16 protein-coding genes are annotated in these 18,824 nt (G+C 60.2%); 11 read left to right on the top strand and 5 right to left on the bottom strand.

All coding sequences use genetic code 11. The features are described from left to right. Window positions 1–87 precede the first annotated feature (87 nt). The 5 genes from budA (at window position 88) to K5E19_RS07160 (ending at window position 4,888) form a co-directional block, all read left to right on the top strand. Window positions 88–867 (top strand): acetolactate decarboxylase, encoded by a 780-nt coding sequence (gene budA, locus K5E19_RS07140; protein WP_121425509.1) that lies wholly within the window; start codon window positions 88–90, stop codon window positions 865–867. Then, window positions 839–2,560: an acetolactate synthase AlsS gene (gene alsS / locus K5E19_RS07145; protein WP_260411683.1), complete on the top strand. Its 1,722-nt coding sequence runs from the start codon at window positions 839–841 to the stop codon at window positions 2,558–2,560. Before budA ends, alsS begins: the two co-directional genes overlap by 29 nt. 20 nt (window positions 2,561–2,580) lie before the next feature. Further along, window positions 2,581–3,351 (top strand): (S)-acetoin forming diacetyl reductase, encoded by a 771-nt coding sequence (locus K5E19_RS07150; RefSeq protein ID WP_221550578.1) that lies wholly within the window; start codon window positions 2,581–2,583, stop codon window positions 3,349–3,351. A 256-nt stretch (window positions 3,352–3,607) separates the two neighbouring features. After that, the gene (locus K5E19_RS07155) at window positions 3,608–4,081 is read left to right on the top strand and encodes a cold-shock protein (RefSeq protein ID WP_023310683.1); all 474 of its coding nucleotides are present in this window, start codon (window positions 3,608–3,610) and stop codon (window positions 4,079–4,081) included. A 108-nt stretch (window positions 4,082–4,189) separates the two neighbouring features. Beyond that, window positions 4,190–4,888: a GNAT family N-acetyltransferase gene (locus K5E19_RS07160; RefSeq protein ID WP_221550579.1), complete on the top strand. Its 699-nt coding sequence runs from the start codon at window positions 4,190–4,192 to the stop codon at window positions 4,886–4,888. A gap of 100 nt (window positions 4,889–4,988) precedes the next feature. On the opposite strand, the gene betA is transcribed toward K5E19_RS07160, so the two are convergent. From betA to betI, 3 genes are read right to left on the bottom strand one after another with little or no spacing between them, the layout of a single operon-like run. Beyond that, the gene (gene betA, locus K5E19_RS07165; protein ID WP_221550580.1) at window positions 4,989–6,653 is read right to left on the bottom strand and encodes a choline dehydrogenase; all 1,665 of its coding nucleotides are present in this window, start codon (window positions 6,651–6,653) and stop codon (window positions 4,989–4,991) included. A 13-nt stretch (window positions 6,654–6,666) separates the two neighbouring features. Further along, the gene (betB, locus tag K5E19_RS07170; RefSeq protein ID WP_221550581.1) at window positions 6,667–8,139 is read right to left on the bottom strand and encodes a betaine-aldehyde dehydrogenase; all 1,473 of its coding nucleotides are present in this window, start codon (window positions 8,137–8,139) and stop codon (window positions 6,667–6,669) included. A gap of 13 nt (window positions 8,140–8,152) precedes the next feature. Next, window positions 8,153–8,740: a transcriptional regulator BetI gene (betI, locus tag K5E19_RS07175; RefSeq protein WP_221550582.1), complete on the bottom strand. Its 588-nt coding sequence runs from the start codon at window positions 8,738–8,740 to the stop codon at window positions 8,153–8,155. A gap of 128 nt (window positions 8,741–8,868) precedes the next feature. Here betI and betT point away from each other — a divergent pair, with 128 nt between their 5' ends. The 5 genes from betT (at window position 8,869) to sitD (ending at window position 14,544) form a co-directional block, all read left to right on the top strand. Then, window positions 8,869–10,902 (top strand): choline BCCT transporter BetT, encoded by a 2,034-nt coding sequence (betT, locus tag K5E19_RS07180; protein ID WP_221550584.1) that lies wholly within the window; start codon window positions 8,869–8,871, stop codon window positions 10,900–10,902. Between the two features lie 231 nt (window positions 10,903–11,133). Beyond that, window positions 11,134–12,045, top strand: coding sequence for a metal ABC transporter substrate-binding protein (locus K5E19_RS07185; protein WP_221550586.1), 912 nt, complete (start codon window positions 11,134–11,136; stop codon window positions 12,043–12,045). A 2-nt stretch (window positions 12,046–12,047) separates the two neighbouring features. Next, window positions 12,048–12,854, top strand: a complete 807-nt coding sequence (gene sitB / locus K5E19_RS07190) for an iron/manganese ABC transporter ATP-binding protein SitB (protein WP_221550588.1) — start codon at window positions 12,048–12,050, stop codon at window positions 12,852–12,854. Continuing rightward, complete coding sequence (gene sitC / locus K5E19_RS07195; RefSeq protein WP_042713805.1) at window positions 12,851–13,708, top strand: iron/manganese ABC transporter permease subunit SitC; 858 nt, start codon at window positions 12,851–12,853, stop codon at window positions 13,706–13,708. Before sitB ends, sitC begins: the two co-directional genes overlap by 4 nt. Next, complete coding sequence (gene sitD, locus K5E19_RS07200) at window positions 13,705–14,544, top strand: iron/manganese ABC transporter permease subunit SitD (RefSeq protein WP_221550590.1); 840 nt, start codon at window positions 13,705–13,707, stop codon at window positions 14,542–14,544. Before sitC ends, sitD begins: the two co-directional genes overlap by 4 nt. On the opposite strand, the gene entD is transcribed toward sitD, so the two are convergent. Both entD and K5E19_RS07210 read right to left on the bottom strand, forming a co-directional pair. Continuing rightward, window positions 14,498–15,172, bottom strand: coding sequence for an enterobactin synthase subunit EntD (entD, locus tag K5E19_RS07205; RefSeq protein ID WP_221550591.1), 675 nt, complete (start codon window positions 15,170–15,172; stop codon window positions 14,498–14,500). The two genes, sitD and entD, sit on opposite strands and share 47 nt — an antisense overlap. Before the next feature lie 61 nt (window positions 15,173–15,233). Next, window positions 15,234–17,474, bottom strand: coding sequence for a TonB-dependent siderophore receptor (locus tag K5E19_RS07210; RefSeq protein WP_221550592.1), 2,241 nt, complete (start codon window positions 17,472–17,474; stop codon window positions 15,234–15,236). Between the two features lie 146 nt (window positions 17,475–17,620). Here K5E19_RS07210 and fes point away from each other — a divergent pair, with 146 nt between their 5' ends. Beyond that, complete coding sequence (fes, locus tag K5E19_RS07215) at window positions 17,621–18,820, top strand: enterochelin esterase (protein ID WP_221550593.1); 1,200 nt, start codon at window positions 17,621–17,623, stop codon at window positions 18,818–18,820. Window positions 18,821–18,824 lie beyond the last annotated feature (4 nt).

Below are 18,824 nucleotides of genomic sequence, written 5' to 3' on the forward strand. Positions count from 1 at the left end.
CAGCATAGTTTCTATATTGGAACTCTCTGCTGAATCGGGTCAACATTTATTTAACCTTTCTAAATAAAGTTGAAGAGGACGAGCACGATGATGCATTCATCTGCCTGCGACTGTGAGGCCAGCCTGTGCGAGACCCTGCGCGGGTTCTCCGCCCAGCATCCTGACAGCGTGATCTATCAGACATCGCTAATGAGCGCCCTGTTAAGCGGCGTGTACGAAGGAGAGACCACCATCGCCGATCTGCTGGCACACGGTGATTTTGGTTTGGGGACCTTCAACGAGCTGGACGGTGAAATGATTGCCTTCAGCAGTCAGGTGTACCAGCTGCGCGCCGACGGCAGCGCCAGGGCCGCGAAGCCAGAGCAGAAAACGCCGTTCGCGGTGATGACCTGGTTCCAGCCGCAGTACCGTATCACCTTCGATGCGCCGGTCAGCCGCCAGCAGATCCACGACGCAATCGACCAGCAGATCCCCTCAGACAACCTGTTCTGCGCGCTGCGCATTGACGGCAACTTCCGCCACGCCCACACCCGCACCGTACCGCGTCAGAAGCCGCCGTACCGCGCGATGACCGACGTGCTGGACGACCAGCCGGTGTTCCGCTTTAACCAGCGCGAAGGGGTGCTGGTCGGGTTCCGCACGCCGCAGCACATGCAGGGCATCAACGTGGCGGGCTATCACGAGCATTTCATCACCGACGACCGCCAGGGCGGGGGCCATCTGCTCGACTATCAGCTGGAGAGCGGCGTGCTCACCTTCGGTGAAATTCACAAGCTGATGATTGACCTGCCCGCCGACAGCGCGTTTTTACAGGCCAACCTTCACCCCAGCAATCTTGATGCAGCGATCCGTTCCGTCGAAAACTAACAGGAGAACTACCGTGAACAGTGAGAAACAGTCACGTCAGTGGGCGCACGGCGCCGATATGGTTGTCGGCCAGCTGGAAGCGCAGGGCGTGAAGCAGGTGTTCGGGATCCCGGGTGCGAAAATCGACAAGGTCTTTGACTCCCTGCTGGACTCCTCCATCGAGATTATCCCGGTACGCCACGAGGCCAACGCGGCGTTTATGGCGGCGGCGGTAGGGCGGCTGACCGGCAAGGCCGGGGTGGCGCTGGTCACCTCCGGGCCGGGCTGCTCTAACCTGATCACCGGCATTGCCACCGCCAACAGCGAAGGCGACCCGGTCGTGGCGCTGGGCGGGGCGGTGAAGCGCGCGGATAAAGCCAAGCTGGTGCACCAGAGCATGGACACCGTTGCCATGTTCAGCCCGGTCACCAAATACGCCGTGGAGGTGAGTTCACCGGACGCGATTGCCGAGGTGGTATCGAACGCGTTTCGCGCCGCCGAGCACGGCAGGCCGGGGGGCGCATTCGTCAGCCTGCCGCAGGATATTGTCGACCAGCCCGCGACGGGCGCGATTTTACCCGCCAGCGGCCCGGCGCTGATGGGCCCGGCACCGGAGTCGGCAATTAACGACGTGGCGAAGCTTATCGAAAACGCCAAAAACCCGGTCATCTTGCTCGGCCTGATGGCCAGCCAGCCCGCGAACAGCGCCGCGCTGCGCAAGCTGCTGGAGAAAAGCCGTATTCCGGTAACCAGCACCTATCAGGCCGCCGGGGCGGTGAATCAGGAGCACTTCACCCGCTTCGCCGGACGCGTCGGCCTGTTCAATAACCAGGCAGGTGACCGGCTGCTGCATCTGGCGGATCTGATCGTCTGCATCGGCTACAGCCCGGTGGAGTACGAGCCGTCCATGTGGAACAGCGGCGACGCGACGCTGGTGCACATTGACGTGCTGCCAGCCTATGAGGAGCGTAACTACGTGCCGGATCTGGAGCTGGTGGGGGACATCGCCGAAACGCTGAACCTGCTCGCTAACCGCATCGACCATAAGCTCGAACTGAGCCAGCGGGCCTCCGAAATTCTGGTCGATCGCCAGCATCAGCGCGATCTGCTCGATCGCCGCGGCGCCTCGCTTAACCAGTTTGCCCTGCACCCGCTGCGCATCGTGCGCGCCATGCAGGACATCGTGAATAACGACGTGACGCTCACCGTCGATATGGGAAGCTTCCACATCTGGATCGCCCGCTACCTCTACAGCTTCCGGGCGCGTCAGGTGATGATCTCCAACGGTCAGCAGACCATGGGCGTTGCCCTGCCGTGGGCGATTGGTGCGTGGCTGGTGAACCCGGGCCGCAAGGTGGTGTCGGTCTCCGGTGACGGCGGTTTCCTTCAATCCAGCATGGAGCTGGAAACCGCGGTGCGCCTCAACGCCAACGTGCTGCACATCATCTGGGTGGATAACGCCTACAACATGGTGGCGATTCAGGAAGAGAAAAAATACCAGCGGCTTTCCGGCGTCGAGTTCGGCCCGGTCGATTTCAAAGCCTATGCCGACGCCTTCGGTGCGAAAGGCTTTGCCGTGGAGAGCGCCGAGGCGCTGGAACCCACGCTGCGTGCGGCGATGGATGTGGATGGCCCCGCCGTGGTGGCCATTCCCGTCGACTACAGCGATAACCCGCTGCTGATGGGCCAGCTCCATCTCAGCCAGATTTTGTGACTCACGATAAGGACAGAGAAATGCAAAAAGTTGCTCTCGTAACAGGCTCAGGCCAGGGGATTGGTAAAGCGATCGCGCTTCGCCTGGTGAAAGACGGCTTTGCCGTCGCCATCGCCGACTATAACGTTGAGACGGCAAGAGCCGTCGCCGATGAAATCATCCGTAACGGCGGCAACGCCGTTGCCGTGAAGGTGGACGTCTCTGACCGCGAGCAGGTATTTGCGGCGGTGGAGAAAGCGCGCACCGCGCTGGGCGGCTTTAACGTTATCGTGAATAACGCCGGGATTGCGCCGTCTACCCCCATCGAATCCATCACGCCGGACATTGTCGACAAGGTCTACAACATCAATGTGAAAGGGGTGATCTGGGGGATCCAGGCCGCGATTGACGCCTTCCGCAAAGAGGGGCACGGCGGCAAGATCATCAACGCCTGCTCCCAGGCGGGCCACACCGGCAACCCGGAACTGGCGGTCTACAGCTCCAGCAAGTTCGCGGTGCGCGGCTTAACCCAGACCGCGGCACGGGATCTCGCGCCGCTGGGGATCACCGTTAACGCCTACTGTCCGGGCATCGTCAAAACGTCGATGTGGGCGGAAATCGACCGTCAGGTCTCCGAGGCGGCGGGTAAACCGCTCGGCTACGGGACCGAAACCTTTGCCAAACGCATTACGCTTGGCCGTCTGTCCGAGCCGGAAGATGTGGCCGCCTGCGTCTCATACCTGGCAGGCCCGGATTCCGACTACATGACCGGCCAGTCGCTCTTAATCGATGGTGGAATGGTGTTCAACTAAATTCTAATATACCCGTCATACTTCAAGTTGCCTGTGCGTTGGCTTTCCTCGCTCACCCCAGTCACGTACTAATGTACGCTCCTGGGGATTCGCTGCGTCGCCGCCTTCATGCAACTCGAATTATTTAGGGTAAAAGCTCTGACATGAGTTTTCCCCTGCACCCGTGCAGGGGCTTTTTTTTGTCTCCTCCGTCATTGTGCATTACACTGCGCGCTGCAAAACTTTAGTCATTACGATCTGACAGGCGGTAACAGCGATGAACGGTACAATCACAACGTGGTTTAAAGATAAAGGCTTTGGATTTATCAAAGATGAAAACGGCGACAACCGCTATTTTCATGTGATTAAGGTCGCGAACCCCGATCTGATTAAGAAAGATGCCGCGGTGACCTTTGAGCCAACCACCAATAACAAAGGCCTTTCCGCCTATGCGGTGAAGGTGATCCCCGAAAGCAAACATCTCTTTATTGCGGGCGAGCGCGTGAAGCTCTCCTCCATCAAATCCTTCGTGGTGTTTAACGAAGAAGAGCCGGCTGATACCAAAATCGACAAAGAGAACGCGGTACTGTCGGTGGGGCTGCTGATGAACAGCATCAAGCCGAAATCCGAGAAAAAGCCGGGCGAAATGCGCACGGTGAAGAAGCTGGCGATCACCACCTTCCAGAATACGACGCTGATCTTCACCGAAGATGAGATCGACATTGATGCCACGGTGAAGCTGCTGAAGTGATTTTTTTGCCGGGTGGCGGCTACGCCTTACCCGGCCTACACGTTCTCTCTTTTCGTCCGCTTTTTAACCTGCTATAACAAACTCCTTACCTTTCAGGGAGTCATCGCCGTGCCCGAAATCAATCAACATGGTCAAACCGTTAACGATATCGTTCCCGACTGGAAATGCGCGCAGGTATTAACCCGCACGGTGCTTACCGGCCAGTATTGCCGTCTGGAACCGCTGGATGCCGAGCGTCACTCGGCGGATCTGTTCGAGGCCTATGCGCTGGGCGACGACAGCGACTGGACGTGGCTTGCCAGCACCCAGCCGGAAAGCGTGGAAGCGACCGCGCACTGGGTGCTGGGAAAGGTGCTGGATGATGATCTTGTGCCCTTTGCCGTTATCGATTTAGCCACCGAAAAAGCGGTAGGACTGGTGAGCTATATGGCGATCGAGCGGTTTCTCGGCTCGGTGGAAATCGGCCACGTCACCTGGTCGCGCAGGATGAAAGGCTCCCGCATTGGCACCGAAGCGGTGTGGCTGCTGCTGAAAAACGCCTTCGAGCATAAATACCGTCGGCTGGAGTGGAAGTGCGATTCGATGAATGTCGCCTCACGCAGCGCGGCGGAGCGGCTGGGGTTTGTCTGGGAAGGACGCCTGCGTCAGAAGCTGGTACGCAAAGGGCGCAATCGCGATAGCGATATGCTTTCTATTATCGACGGCGAGTGGCCGCAAAGAGACGCCGAACTGCGTGCCTGGCTGGCGGCGGAGAATTTTGACGGGGAAGGGCGGCAGATTAAGCGGTTAGAGGAATTTCGGAAGTAAAAGACTTACACCTCACCCCGGCCCTCTCCCCTTTGGGGAGAGGGTGTAATCGTCCCCTCTCCCCAAAGGGGAGAGGGTTAGGGTGAGGGGATAAACGCACTCAGCGTCTGACCGGTGCACCGTTCGCCCTATAATACGCCGCCGTGCTCTTCGCCAGCGGCTCGCGACCGCGAATGGCATCGGCAATTTTCTCACCGATCATAATGGTGGTAGCGTTCAGGTTGCCGGTAATAATCTGCGGCATGATCGACGCATCTACCACGCGCAGCCCTTCCAGCCCGTGAACGCGGCCTTCGCCGTCAACCACCGACATCTCGTCGTAACCCATCTTGCAGGTCCCGCACGGGTGGAACGCGGTTTCGGCGTGGTTACGCACGAATTCGTCCAGCTGCTCATCGGTCTGGCACTCGACGCCCGGGCTGATTTCGCGCCCGCGGTACTTGTCCAGCGCGGGCTGGTGCATGATCTCGCGGGTGATGCGGATCGCGTCGCGGAACTCCTGCCAGTCCTGCTCGTGGGACATATAGTTGAACAGGATCGCCGGATGCTGGTGCGGATCGCGGGACTTGATGCGCACGTGGCCGCGGCTCGGCGAGCGCATGGAGCCGACGTGGCACTGGAAGCCGTGCTCTTTCACCGCGTTCGAGCCGTTGTAGTTAATCGCCACCGGCAGGAAGTGGTACTGAATGTTTGGCCATTCGAACTCCTCGCGGCTGCGGATAAACCCGCCCGCTTCGAAGTGGTTGCTCGCGCCCACGCCGGTGCCGCCAAACAGCCACTCGGCGCCAATCTTCGGCTGGTTCCACCACTGCAGGGCAGGGTAGAGGGAGACCGGCTCTTTGCACTCGTACTGAAGGTACATCTCCAGGTGATCCTGAAGGTTTTCGCCCACGCCGGGCAGATCGTGCACCAGCGGAATATCGAACTGCTTCAGCAGTTCCGCGCTGCCCACGCCGGAGCGCTGGAGGATCTGCGGGGAAGCAATCGCGCCCGCACACAGCAGCACCTCTTTATTCGCCGTCGCGTTGGACGGGATAGTGCTCTCGCCTTCCAGCCACTCGACGCCCACCGCGCGCTTGCCGTCAAAAATAATGCGATCGGTCGTGGCGTGGGTGCGGATGGTCAGGTTCGGACGCTGCTTCGCCTGGTCCAGATAGCCGCGCGCGGTACTGGCGCGTCGGCCCTGCGGCGTGACCGTGCGGTCCATCGGCCCGAAGCCTTCCTGCTGATAGCCGTTGAGATCCTCGGTGCGCGGGTAGCCCGCCTGCACGCCCGCTTCCACCATCGCCTCAAACAGCGGGTTCACGCCCGGCTTTGAGGTGGTGACGCTCACCGGGCCGTCGCCGCCGTGGTAGTCGTTCGGCCCCACGTCGCGCGTCTCGGCCTTGCGGTAGTAGGGCAGGCAGTTGAGGTAGCTCCAGTGCTCCAGGCCCGTTTCTTTAGCCCAGTTGTCCAGATCCATCGCGTTACCGCGCACGTAGCACATGCCGTTGATCAGCGACGAGCCGCCCAGCCCTTTGCCGCGCCCGCACTCCATGCGGCGGTTATTCATGTATGGCTCTGGCTCGGTTTCATACGCCCAGTTGTAGCGCTTGCCCTGCAAAGGGAACGCCAGCGCGGCGGGCATCTGGGTGCGGAAGTCAAAGCGGTAATCCGGCCCGCCCGCCTCAAGCAGCAGGACGGTGGTATTCGGATCTTCAGTCAGTCGTGTAGCCAGTACGTTGCCGGCAGAGCCGGCCCCGATAATGATGTAGTCAAATTGCAAATAAACCTCCCGGTTAAAATATGGACTGGAATTTACCCATCTCAACCTGGATGGACTTCACCTGGGTGTAGCTCTGCAGCGTCATCACGCCGTTCTCGCGGCCAATGCCGGAGTGTTTGTAGCCGCCGACCGGCATCTCCGCAGCGGATTCACCCCAGGTGTTGATCCAGCAGATGCCCGCTTCGAGCTGATGAATGGCGCCGTGCGCGCGGTTCAGGTCGGTCGTGACGATGCCTGCCGCCAGGCCGTAGTCGGTGTCATTGGCGCGGCGAATGGCTTCTTCATCGCTTTCGTAGGTAAGGATGGACATCACCGGGCCGAAGATCTCTTCACGCACGATGGTCATCTCGTCGGTGCAGTCGGTGAACACGGTCGGGGCGACCCACGCGCCGTTATCAAAGCCGTCACCCTTCAGCGCGTCGCCGCCGCACAGTACGCGCGCGCCTTCCTCTTTGCCTTTCGCGATGTAGCGCAGCACGCTGTCGCGGTGCGGGAAGCTGACCATCGGGCCAAAGTTGGTGTTTTGATCGAACAGATCGCCCGCGCGGATGCGGCCCACGCGCTCAACGATTTTCTGCTCAAACGCGGCTTTAAACTTCGCGGGCACGAACACGCGAGTGCCGTTGGTGCACACCTGGCCGGAGCTGAAGAAGTTCGCCATCATGGCAATGTCTGCCGCGAGATCGAGATCCGCGTCGTCGAAAATAATCAGCGGAGATTTGCCGCCCAGCTCCATCGTCACCTCTTTCAGGGACGAGGCCGCCGAGTTGGCCATCACCTTTTTGCCGCTGGCGACGCCGCCGGTGAAGGAGACTTTCGCGATGCCCGGATGCTCGGTCAGGTACTGGCCGGTCTCCGCGCCCACGCCCGGCAGGACGTTAAACACGCCGTCCGGCACGCCCGCTTCGGTGTAGATCTCCGCAAGCTTCAGGGCGGTGAGCGGGGTGACCTCGCTTGGCTTGAAGATCATCGCGTTGCCGGCCGCCAGCGCCGGGGCGGATTTCCACAGGGCGATCTGGATCGGGTAGTTCCACGCGCCGATGCCCGCCACCACGCCCAGCGGCTCGCGGCGTGTGTAGACGAATGAGGTCTCACGCAGCGGGATCTGGCTGCCTTCCAGCGCCGGGATCAGCCCCGCGTAGTACTCCAGCACGTCCGCGCCGGTAACGATGTCGACGGTTGAGGTTTCGGAATACGCTTTACCGGTGTCGAGGGTTTCCAGCTTCGCCAGCTCGTCGTTGCGCTCGCGCAGGATATCGACGGCGCGACGCAGGATGCGCGAGCGCTCCATGGCGGTCATCGCCGCCCAGATTTTTTGCCCGCGTGTTGCGCTTTCCACGGCGCGATCGACGTCTTCACGCCCGGCGGCCTGTACGCTCGCCAGAACTTCACCGTTGGCCGGGTTGATGGTCTCGAAGGTGCGACCGCTGGTGGCGGATGTATAACCACCATTGATATAAAGCTGCTGTTCTGCCATTCGGGACATAAATTCTCCTCGGTTATTCGGTCGGTAAATGCTGGCTGATAAAGTGGCTGGTGAGCGACTGCGCCAGGGTCTTATCCAGCGGCTTGCCGCTCAGCGCGGCGCGCAGCCACAGCCCGTCGATCAGCGCCGCCAGCCCGTAGCCCGCCTCCTGGGCCTGCTCGCGCGGCAGCACGCGGCGGAACTCGTAGACCAGATTTGAGAGTAAACGGCGGCTGCTCACCTGCTGCAGGCGGTAGAGCATCGGCTGGTGCATGCTGCTCGCCCAGAAGGCCAGCCAGGCCTTCATCGCCGCGCCGCTGGTCTGGGTTTCATCAAAATTGCCGCCGACAATCGCCTGCAGGCGATGCTCCGCGCTGCCGTCCGGCAGGGCGTGCAGACGGCTTAATACTGCGTCGCGCAGCTGGCCGGTGATGTCGCGCATGGTCGCTTCCAGCAGACCGTTTTTGTCTTTGAAGTAGTGACTGATGATCCCCGTGGAAACGCCCGCCCGTCGGGCGATCTGCGCGATCGTCGCGTCGTGCATTCCTACTTCATTTATTGCTTCCAGCGTGGCGTCGATAAGCTGCCTGCGCCGGATCGGCTGCATCCCCACTTTGGGCATTTATGCCACTCCATTCATCAGCGTTGGTAATACATTAAAGCGGTTTTTGATTGGACGTTCAATATAAAATGTGTCTTAATTGTTGCGGATTTGGATTTTAATAGTTACAAAGACAGTGAGGATACTGGATGACAGACCTTTCACAGGACAGAGAAAAAGACAAAATCAACCCGGTCGTTTTTTATACTTCCGCCGGGCTGATTTTGTTGTTTTCCCTGACGACAATCTTCTTTCGTGATTTTTCCGCCGAGTGGATTGGGCACACCCTGAACTGGGTGTCGAAGACCTTCGGCTGGTACTATCTGCTGGCGGCAACGCTTTATATCGTCTTCGTGGTCTGCATCGCCTGCTCGCGCTTTGGGTCGGTGAAGCTCGGGCCGGAGCAGTCGAAGCCCGAGTTTAGCCTGCTGAGCTGGGCCGCGATGCTGTTTGCCGCGGGCATCGGCATCGACCTGATGTTCTTCTCTGTGGCGGAACCGGTCACGCAGTATATGCAGCCGCCGGAAGGGGCAGGGCAGACGATGGAGGCCGCGCGCCAGGCGATGGTCTGGACGCTGTTCCACTACGGCCTGACGGGCTGGTCGATGTACGCCCTGATGGGCATGGCGCTCGGATACTTTAGCTATCGTTATAATTTGCCCCTCACCATCCGCTCCGCGCTGTATCCGATCTTCGGTAAAAAAATTAACGGCCCGATTGGTCACACGGTAGATATCGCGGCGGTGATCGGCACCATCTTCGGTATCGCGACAACGCTGGGTATCGGCGTGGTGCAGCTCAACTACGGGCTGAGCGTGCTGTTTGATATCCCGGATTCGATGGCGGCCAAGGCGGCGCTGATTGCGCTCTCCGTCATTATCGCCACCATCTCGGTGACGTCGGGCGTGGATAAAGGCATCCGCGTGCTGTCCGAGCTGAACGTGGCGCTGGCGCTGGGCCTGATCCTGTTCGTGCTCTTTATGGGCGATACCTCGTTCCTGCTCAATGCCTTAGTGCTGAACGTGGGAGACTACGTCAACCGCTTTATGGGCATGACGCTGAACAGCTTCGCCTTCGACCGTCCGGTGGAGTGGATGAACAACTGGACGCTGTTCTTCTGGGCGTGGTGGGTGGCGTGGTCGCCGTTTGTCGGCCTGTTCCTGGCGCGTATTTCACGTGGCCGCACCATCCGCCAGTTTGTGATGGGCACGCTGATTATCCCGTTCACCTTCACCCTGCTGTGGCTGTCGATTTTCGGCAACAGCGCGCTGCACGAGATCATCCACGGCAACGCAACCTTCGCGCAGGAAGCGATGGCGCACCCGGAGCGCGGCTTCTACAGCCTGCTGGCGCAATACCCGGCGTTCACCTTTAGCGCCTCCGTGGCGACCATCACCGGCCTGCTGTTTTACGTCACCTCGGCGGATTCCGGCGCGCTGGTGTTGGGCAATTTCACCTCGAAGCTGAAGGACATCAACAGCGACGCGCCGAACTGGCTGCGCATCTTCTGGTCCGTCGCCATCGGCCTGCTGACGCTCGGCATGCTGATGACCAACGGCATCTCGGCGTTGCAGAACACCACGGTGATCATGGGACTGCCGTTCAGCTTCGTCATCTTCTTCGTAATGGCCGGGCTGTACAAATCGCTCAAGGTGGAAGACTACCGCCGCGAAAGCGCCAACCGCGACACCGCGCCGCGACCACTGGGGGCGCAGGATCGCCTGAGCTGGAAGAAACGCCTCTCGCGCCTGATGAACTACCCCGGCACGCGCTATACCCGACAGATGATGGAGACGGTGTGTTACCCGGCAATGCAAGAGGTGGCGCAGGAGCTGAAGCTGCGTGGTGCCTACGTGGAGCTGAAAAACCTGCCGCCGGACGAGGGCGAGAACCTGGGGCACCTGGATCTGCTGGTGCACATGGGCGACGAGCAGAACTTTGTCTATCAGATCTGGCCGCAGCAGTATTCGGTTCCCGGGTTTACCTACCGGGCGCGCAGCGGGAAGTCGACCTACTATCGGCTTGAGACCTTCCTGCTGGAAGGGAGCCAGGGGAATGATCTGATGGACTACAGCAAGGAGCAGGTGATTACGGACATTCTGGACCAGTATGAGCGGCACCTGAACTTTATCCATCTGCACAGGGAAGCGCCGGGGAACAGCGTGATGTTCCCGGATGTTTGAGCTGAATAACCTATAAAGGCATCGCCGCCTCCCTCAAGCCGGGTGGCGGCGATGCCTTACCCGGCCTACCAAACCAGTTTTCCGTAGGCCTGATAAGCGAAGCGCCATCAGGCACGCCCTTCATTGACACAACTTTAATGATAACCATTTTCATTTAAATATAGCCTGTGCTATACCTTATAGCACGGGCTAATTTTGCTTTGAATTTAATCACCTCAGGAGACTTCTGCGATGCACCCACGGCAAGGATTGAAGCGTCTGTTGCTCGGCGCGCTGCTCATGACTGCGACCACGACCGGCGCGCTGGCGGCTGAAAAGTTTCAGGTTATCACCACCTTTACCGTTATCGCTGATATGGCGAAAAACGTGGCGGGTGACGCCGCAGACGTGACGTCCATTACCAGGCCGGGCGCTGAAATCCACGAGTATCAGCCCACCCCGGGCGATATCAAACGCGCGCAGAAGGCGCAGCTGATCCTGGCGAACGGCATGAATCTGGAACTCTGGTTCCAGCGCTTTTATCAGCACCTGAACGGCGTGCCGGAAGTGATTGTCACCCAGGGCATTACGCCAATGGGGATCGGCGAGGGGCCGTATAACGGTAAGCCCAACCCGCACGCGTGGATGTCGCCGGACAACGCCCTGATTTACGTTGATAACATCCGCGACGCGCTGGTGAAGTACGATCCGGCCAACGCGCAGACGTACCAGCGCAACGCCGAAGCCTACAAGCAGAAGATCACCGCCACTCTGGAACCGCTGCGTAAGCAGGTTGCGGAGATCCCGGAAGACAAGCGCTGGATGGTGACCAGCGAAGGCGCCTTCTCCTATCTGGCGCGGGATCTGGGAATGAAAGAGCTTTACCTGTGGCCGATCAACGCCGATCAGCAGGGCACGCCCCAGCAGGTGCGCAAGGTGATCGACCTGGTGAAAAAACATCACATCCCGGCGGTGTTTAGCGAAAGTACTGTCTCTGATAAGCCCGCGCGTCAGGTGGCGCGGGAAACCGACACCCACTACGGCGGCGTGCTGTACGTCGACTCCCTGAGCGCGGAAAACGGCCCGGTGCCGACCTATATCGATCTGCTGAACGTCACCACCCGCACGCTGGTGCAGGGCATCCGTGACGGCATGAAGGAGTAACCATGCACAAGGGGATTGTTGTCTCAGATGTGACCGTGACCTACCGCAACGGCCACACGGCGCTGCACGACGCGTCGTTCAGCGTGCCGGGCGGATCGATTGCCGCCCTGGTCGGCGTGAACGGTTCCGGTAAATCCACGCTGTTTAAGGCGGTGATGGGCTTTGTGCGGGCGGCGAGCGGCACCATCACCATTCTGGGGCTGCCGCCTCACCGGGCGCTGCGTCAGAACCTGGTCGCCTACGTGCCGCAGTCGGAAGAGGTTGACTGGTCGTTTCCGGTGCTGGTCGAAGATGTGGTGATGATGGGCCGCTACGGGCACATGGGGTTTCTGCGTCGGCCCAAAGATCGCGACAGGCAGATCGTGACCGACGCCCTGAAGCGCGTGGACATGCTCGAGCTGCGCCATCGGCAGATTGGCGAGCTGTCCGGCGGGCAGAAGAAGCGCGTATTTCTGGCGCGGGCGATTGCCCAGCAGGGCGAGGTGATCCTGCTCGACGAGCCGTTTACCGGCGTGGACGTCAAAACCGAAGCCAGAATCATCACCCTGCTGCGCGAATTGCGCGACGAGGGCAAAACGATGTTGGTCTCGACACATAATTTAGGCTCGGTCACGGAGTTTTGCGATTACACGGTGATGGTCAAAGGCACCGTGCTGGCGAGCGGCCCGACGGATACCACCTTTACCGCCGAAAATCTTGAGCGCGCCTTCAGCGGCGTGCTGCGCCACGTGGTGCTTAGCGGCTCGGAAGATCGCATCATTACCGACGACGAACGGCCCTTCGTCACGCACCGTCAGGAGGCCAAATGAACGCGCTTCTCGAACCCTTCGGCTACGAGTACATGCTCAACGCGATGTGGGTCTCGGCGATGGTGGGCGGGCTGTGCGCGTTTCTCTCCTGCTATCTGATGCTTAAAGGCTGGTCGCTGATTGGCGATGCGCTGTCGCACTCCATCGTGCCCGGCGTGGCGGGCGCTTACATGCTCGGGCTGCCGTTCTCGCTGGGGGCGTTTTTATCCGGCGGGCTGGCGGCGGGCAGCATGCTGTTTCTCAACCAGCGCAGCCGCCTGAAAGAGGACGCCATCATCGGGCTGATCTTCTCCTCCTTTTTCGGGCTGGGGCTGTTTATGGTCTCGCTCAACCCGACCTCGGTGAATATTCAGACCATCGTGCTCGGCAATATTCTCGCCATCGCCCCGGAAGACATCGTCCAGCTGGCGATTATCGGCGTGGTATCGATGGTTATCCTGCTGTTTAAGTGGAAAGACCTGATGGTGACCTTTTTTGATGAGAACCACGCCCGCGCCATCGGCCTGCGTCCTGAACGCCTGAAAATTCTGTTCTTCACGCTGCTGGCGGTCTCCACCGTGGCGGCGCTGCAAACCGTCGGCGCATTTTTGGTGATCTGTCTGGTGGTCACGCCCGGCGCAACCGCGTGGCTGCTCACCGACCGCTTCCCGCGCCTGCTGATGATTGCGGTCGCCATTGGCAGCATCACCAGCTTCCTCGGCGCGTGGGCCAGCTACTATCTGGACGGCGCGACCGGCGGCATTATCGTGGTCGCCCAGACGCTGCTGTTCCTGCTGGCGTTCGTCTTTGCGCCGAAGCACGGGCTGCTCGCCAGCCGCCGTCGCGCGCGTCTCGCGCAGGAGGCACACCCGTGATGGCGCTGCTCCTCGAACCCTTCCAGTTTGCGTTTATGAACAACGCCCTGCTGATTTCACTTCTGGTGGCCGTGCCCTGCGCGCTGCTGTCGGTTTTTCTGGTGCTGAAAGGCTGGGCGCTGATGGGCGACGCCATGAGCCACGCGGTGTTTCCCGGCGTCGTGCTGGCGTGGATGATGGGCCTGCCGCTGGCGTTGGGCGCGTTTGTGGCCGGGCTATTCTGCGCGGTCGCCACCGGCTACCTGAAGGATAACAGCCGAATCAAGCAGGATACGGTCATGGGGATCGTGTTTTCCGGCATGTTCGGTGCGGGCCTGATCCTCTATATCGCCGTCAAACCCGAGGTGCATCTCGACCACATTCTGTTCGGCGATATGCTGGGCATTAACGGGATGGACATTCTGCAAAGCGGGATCGTGGCGGGGCTGATCGCGCTGGTGATTGGCCTGAAGTGGCGCGATTTTCTGCTGTTCTGCTTTGATTACCAGCAGGCGCAGGCGAGCGGGCTGCGCACCCGCTGGCTGCACTACGGCTTACTGTGCATGGTCTCGCTAACCATCGTGGCGACGCTGAAGGCGGTGGGGATAATTCTGTCGATTTCGCTGCTGATTGCGCCCGGCGCGGTGGCGGTGCTGATCACCCGACGCTTCCACATGGCGCTGCTGGTCGCGGTCGCCGTTTCCGCCCTCGTGTCGGTCAGCGGCGTGTATGCGTCGTTTTATCTCGACAGCGCGCCTGCGCCGACCATCGTAGTGCTGTTCGCGATGGTGTTTATCGTGACGTTCGGGGTCACCAGCGTGAAGGCCCGTCGTCAGGAGAACGTGACAGCAGGGTGAGCGCCTGTTCATCCTGCTGCTGCCAGTGAAGGGTGAAGGTGGCGCTTTCGTTAAAACCTGCCAGTTGACGAGTCAACGCCAGCGTAAGCGTCTTATCGTCGAGCAGGGTGACGCGAGCGTTGTCAAAACCCATATATGCCTGCACCTGTGGAAAGAGAGCTTTGAACAGGCTCTCTTTGGCGCTAAACACCAGCGTCAGGGCAAGGGCGAACGGATATCCCGAGCGGGAAAGTACGTGTTCTTCCTGAATATCTATTATGCCGTCTTTGATCTCTCTGGCTTCGTATTCGGGCAGGATCGCCTCGCAATCGATGCCGATAAGCGCCTGTTGCTCGCGGGCCACAACCGCCATGGCCTGCGTGCCGCTGTGGGTGATGCTGCCGGAAATACCGTCCGGCCAGAGCGGTTCGCCACTGGGACCGATGCCGGGTATCACACGCGCGTTAAGCGCATGCGCGGCGGCGATACGTCCGGCAAGATGCTCGGCTTTGCGCTTGCGCCCGGCGTTTGACAGCTCAGCGTGGTGGGGTAGCCAGAGGAGATCGGCGTCGGTGAAGGTGGCGGGGTCGAAGGTAATGCGGTGGACGGTGAGGTTGGCGAGAGAAAATGTGCTGTGGGTGGTGTGCATGGTTTTCCCCTCACCCTGACCCTCTCCCCGGAGGGGAGAGGGAAGGATTGACTTCAGTGCCTTAAAAACGCGTATTCACGCTCATGTACCAGGTTCGACCCGGTTCATTATACGTGTAGGCACCCGCACCGTACATATACGCACCGGTGGTGGCATTTCCGGTCGTCTGGGCATTACCCGCGCGCCACTGGCGCTTGTCAAAGACGTTGTCCACGCCGCCGGTCAGGCTGACGTTTTTGGTCATGTCCCAGGTCGCACTCAGGCCCACGATGCTGTACGGGCTGACTTCGTCTTTCTCAGACCCGGTCACCGGCTGACCTTTGTAGTTGTACTTCTTCGGCTGCTGCTTGCCGTACCAGGTAAAGGTCGACTGGAGCGACACGTCCTGATGCACCTGCCAGCTCAGGGTTGAGTTCAGCGTGTACTCCGGAATGATCGACAGACGGTCGCCGGTCTCCTTGTTCTTGCTCTGCAGCATGTAGGTGATGTTGTTGGTCCAGTTAATCGTGTCGCTGACCGGCACGTTCAGGGAGCCTTCCAGACCTTCAACCACCGCCTTCGGCACGTTTTCCCACTGGTAAATATCGGTGGTGACTTTACCGGTGGACGTCTGGCCAATCGGCGCGTAGCCCGCTTCGATCTTGTCGCGGTAGTCGTTGCGGAACCAGGTCACGCCAGCCAGCCAGCCGTCGCGTTTCCACTCGAGGCCAATCTCTTTGTTGATGCTGGTTTCCGCTTTCAGGTCGTCGTTACCCATCATGTAGCAACCCACGCCGTCGGAGCTGGCGTAGCAGCCCTGGCCCTTGCTATAGAGCAGGTAGTTCGGGTTGGTCTGGTAGAGGCTCGGCGCTTTGTAGGCGCGCGCGATCCCCATCTTCAGCGTGAAGTCATCGCCAAGACCTTGCGACAGGTTAAGCGACGGGCTCCAGTTGTTGCCGACGATGGTGTGATGGTCGAAGCGCAGGGCCGGGGTCAGCATGGTGCTGTCGGTCAGCTCCATGTTGTTTTCGGCGAACAGGGAGAAGATCTCCGCTGACGTGTACGGGCTGCGGTCGTCGCTCATGCCCGGGATGGTGCCGCCCTGCAGGGTTTGCGAGAACGAGGTGGAGTCCTTCATGCGCTGCTGGTTCCACTCGGTGCCCAGCGTCAGGTTCTGGTTGACGATGAAATCAATCGGCAGGTTGATTTCGCTGTGCAGCATCACGTCGGCCAGATCGGTGTCGGTGAATTTGTTGCTGTTGAACAAGCCTTCCGTCCCGCCCGCCAGCCCTTCGCCCAGGCGGGAGTTGCGGGTGTGTTCGTACTGCGCCCAGTTGCTGGTGGTGATACCGTTATCCCAGCCGCCGTTCCAGGTCACCGCGAAGTTCTGGCGATAAATACGGTTAGTCTCTTTGCCGTAGTTTTTCTTCACCAGCGCGTTGTCGTTGTTGGTGTTCTGCGTGTCGCCCGCGTAGAGGTTGTTCTGGCGGCTATAGCCCGCCTCAAACTCCAGTGACTGCATCGGCGCGAAGTCCCAGCGCACCACGCCGTTGATGTCTTTGTTTTCCACGCCCTCACGGCCTGCGGGCAGGGTGTTGGCGTAGGCACCGGTACGGTCAGACTGGTGGCCCTGGTTAATGTCCCACGCGTCGGCCTGGGTCTTATCGAGGTTACCGAACATGCGGAAGCTGAAGTCGCCGCCCAGCGGGCCGCTCAGGCTGAAGTTGGTGCGCTTGGTGGAACCTTCATCTTTATGTTCAGGCGCGTTCAGGTAGGTATTCCAGGAGCCGTGCCACTGGTCGTCGAATTTTTTGGTGATGATGTTCACCACGCCGCCTGCCGCGCCGTTGCCGTAGCGCGCGGCGGCCGGGCCGCGGATCACTTCAATACGTTCGATCATCTCTGGCGGCACCCAGCCGGTATCGCCACGGGTGTCGCGCTCACCGCGCCAGCCCAGACGGATGGAGTTACGGCTGGTCACCGGCTTGCCGTCGATCAGGATCAGCGTGTTTTCCGGCCCCATGCCGCGGATATCAATCTGACGGTTGTTCCCGCGCTGGCCGCTGGTGGAGTTTCCGGTCAGGTTAACGCCCGGCATGGTACGGATGATTTCCGCCACGTCCCGCGCGGGCGGGTTTTTGCGGATTTCATCGGCGGTGATGGTGGACACGCCCGGCGCCTGTAAATTCTGCTCGGCGGCGGTGATCACCATCGTGTCTTCGTGCTGCGCGGAGGCGGTGTTGTCGTCTGCCATAGCGGGCAGCGCGACACCATAAATCCCTAAATTGACCAGCAAGGCCAGAGAGTGAATCTTCTTATTCATTGTACGTCCCGCTTTTATGGTTATTTAATGAACGCGCTTCCCACAGCGCGGGCATTACGCTATTGCAAATGCAAATAGTTATCAATAATATTATCAATAAAATTTGTCCTGAAACAAAAAAGTCTGTTAAACATGAGGTTATAAGGGTGACGGCGTTAACAACGGGAAGTGAAGCCTGGTGGCAGTCGAAAAACGGGCCAGAATGGGAACGTCTGAGGGCGAGCTATCGCGTCACCTTCTGGTGGCGTGACCCGACAGGAACGCAGAAAACGTCAGCAGTTAAACACGTCTGGCTCTACGTTACCGGCGTGACCGATCACCATCAAAATGCCCGCCCGCAGTCCCTCGAGCGCATCCCGGATACCGACGTCTGGCAGTGGCAGGGCGAGTTCAGCCCCGAATGGCGCGGCAGCTATTGTTTTATCCCTTCAGTGAATGAAAACGATTTTGCCGATACCGTGTTTGAAGGCGCGCAGCCGGACCGCATGGCGCTGCGCGAAGGCTGGCGCAGGCTGCTGCCTCACGCGGTGTCCGACCCGCTGAACCCGCAGAGCTGGCGCGGCGGGCGCGGTCATGCCGTCTCGGCGCTTGAGATGCCGGACGCGCCAGTGCAGCCGGGCTGGGACCGTCCCGATGCGCCATACCAAAAGCCCGTCTGCATTGAATGGAACAGCGCGCGTCTGAACAACCGTCGCCGCGTGTGGATTTTTACCACCGGCGATGATGACCCCGAGCGCCCGCTGGCGGTGCTGCTCGACGGGCAGTTCTGGGCCGAAAGTATGCCGGTCTGGCCCGCGCTGGCGTCGCTCACCACCGAGCGCAAACTGCCACCTGCGGTCTACGTGTTGATCGACGTGATTGATACCGAACACCGCAGCCGCGAGCTACCCTGTAACCCCGATTTCTGGCTGGCGGTGCAGGAAGAACTTCTCCCTCAAGTAAAAAATCTCGCGCCATTTAGCGACCGCGCCGAGCGTACCGTGGTGGCGGGCCAGAGCTTTGGCGGCCTCTCTTCGCTTTATGCTGGCCTCAACTGGCCGCAGCGGTTTGGCTGCATCCTCAGCCAGTCCGGATCCTACTGGTGGCCGCACCGCGGCGCGCAGCACGACGGGCTACTCATCGAACAACTCAAGGCGGGTGAAAAAACCGCACGCGGGCTGCGCATCGTCCTGGAGGCCGGGCGCAACGAGCCGCTTATCTTCCGCGCGAATCAGGCGATTTACGCCGAACTTAACACGCAGCAGCCGATTTTCTGGCGTCAGGTTGACGGCGGGCACGATGCGCTTTGCTGGCGCGGTGGGCTGACGCAGGGGCTGATGACCCTCTTGCAGCCGCTCATTCACTAACGGA

Origin of the sequence: Enterobacter sp. RIT637 (assembly GCF_019718755.1) — a bacterium.
Taxonomy (GTDB): domain Bacteria; phylum Pseudomonadota; class Gammaproteobacteria; order Enterobacterales; family Enterobacteriaceae; genus Enterobacter.

Bases quoted from the DNA above. Each gene is read 5' to 3' on its own strand.
- K5E19_RS07185 (WP_221550586.1), top strand. From the start codon at position 11,134: ATGCACCCACGGCAAGGATTGAAGCGTCTGTTGCTCGGCGCGCTGCTC.
- betI (WP_221550582.1), bottom strand. From the start codon at position 8,740: ATGCCCAAAGTGGGGATGCAGCCGATCCGGCGCAGGCAGCTTATCGAC.
- entD (WP_221550591.1), bottom strand. From the start codon at position 15,172: ATGCACACCACCCACAGCACATTTTCTCTCGCCAACCTCACCGTCCAC.
- alsS (WP_260411683.1), top strand. From the start codon at position 839: ATGCAGCGATCCGTTCCGTCGAAAACTAACAGGAGAACTACCGTGAAC.
- betB (WP_221550581.1), bottom strand. From the start codon at position 8,139: ATGTCCCGAATGGCAGAACAGCAGCTTTATATCAATGGTGGTTATACA.
- sitC (WP_042713805.1), top strand. From the start codon at position 12,851: ATGAACGCGCTTCTCGAACCCTTCGGCTACGAGTACATGCTCAACGCG.
- sitB (WP_221550588.1), top strand. From the start codon at position 12,048: ATGCACAAGGGGATTGTTGTCTCAGATGTGACCGTGACCTACCGCAAC.
- K5E19_RS07155 (WP_023310683.1), top strand. From the start codon at position 3,608: ATGAACGGTACAATCACAACGTGGTTTAAAGATAAAGGCTTTGGATTT.
- K5E19_RS07210 (WP_221550592.1), bottom strand. From the start codon at position 17,474: ATGAATAAGAAGATTCACTCTCTGGCCTTGCTGGTCAATTTAGGGATT.
- budA (WP_121425509.1), top strand. From the start codon at position 88: ATGATGCATTCATCTGCCTGCGACTGTGAGGCCAGCCTGTGCGAGACC.
- betT (WP_221550584.1), top strand. From the start codon at position 8,869: ATGACAGACCTTTCACAGGACAGAGAAAAAGACAAAATCAACCCGGTC.
- K5E19_RS07150 (WP_221550578.1), top strand. From the start codon at position 2,581: ATGCAAAAAGTTGCTCTCGTAACAGGCTCAGGCCAGGGGATTGGTAAA.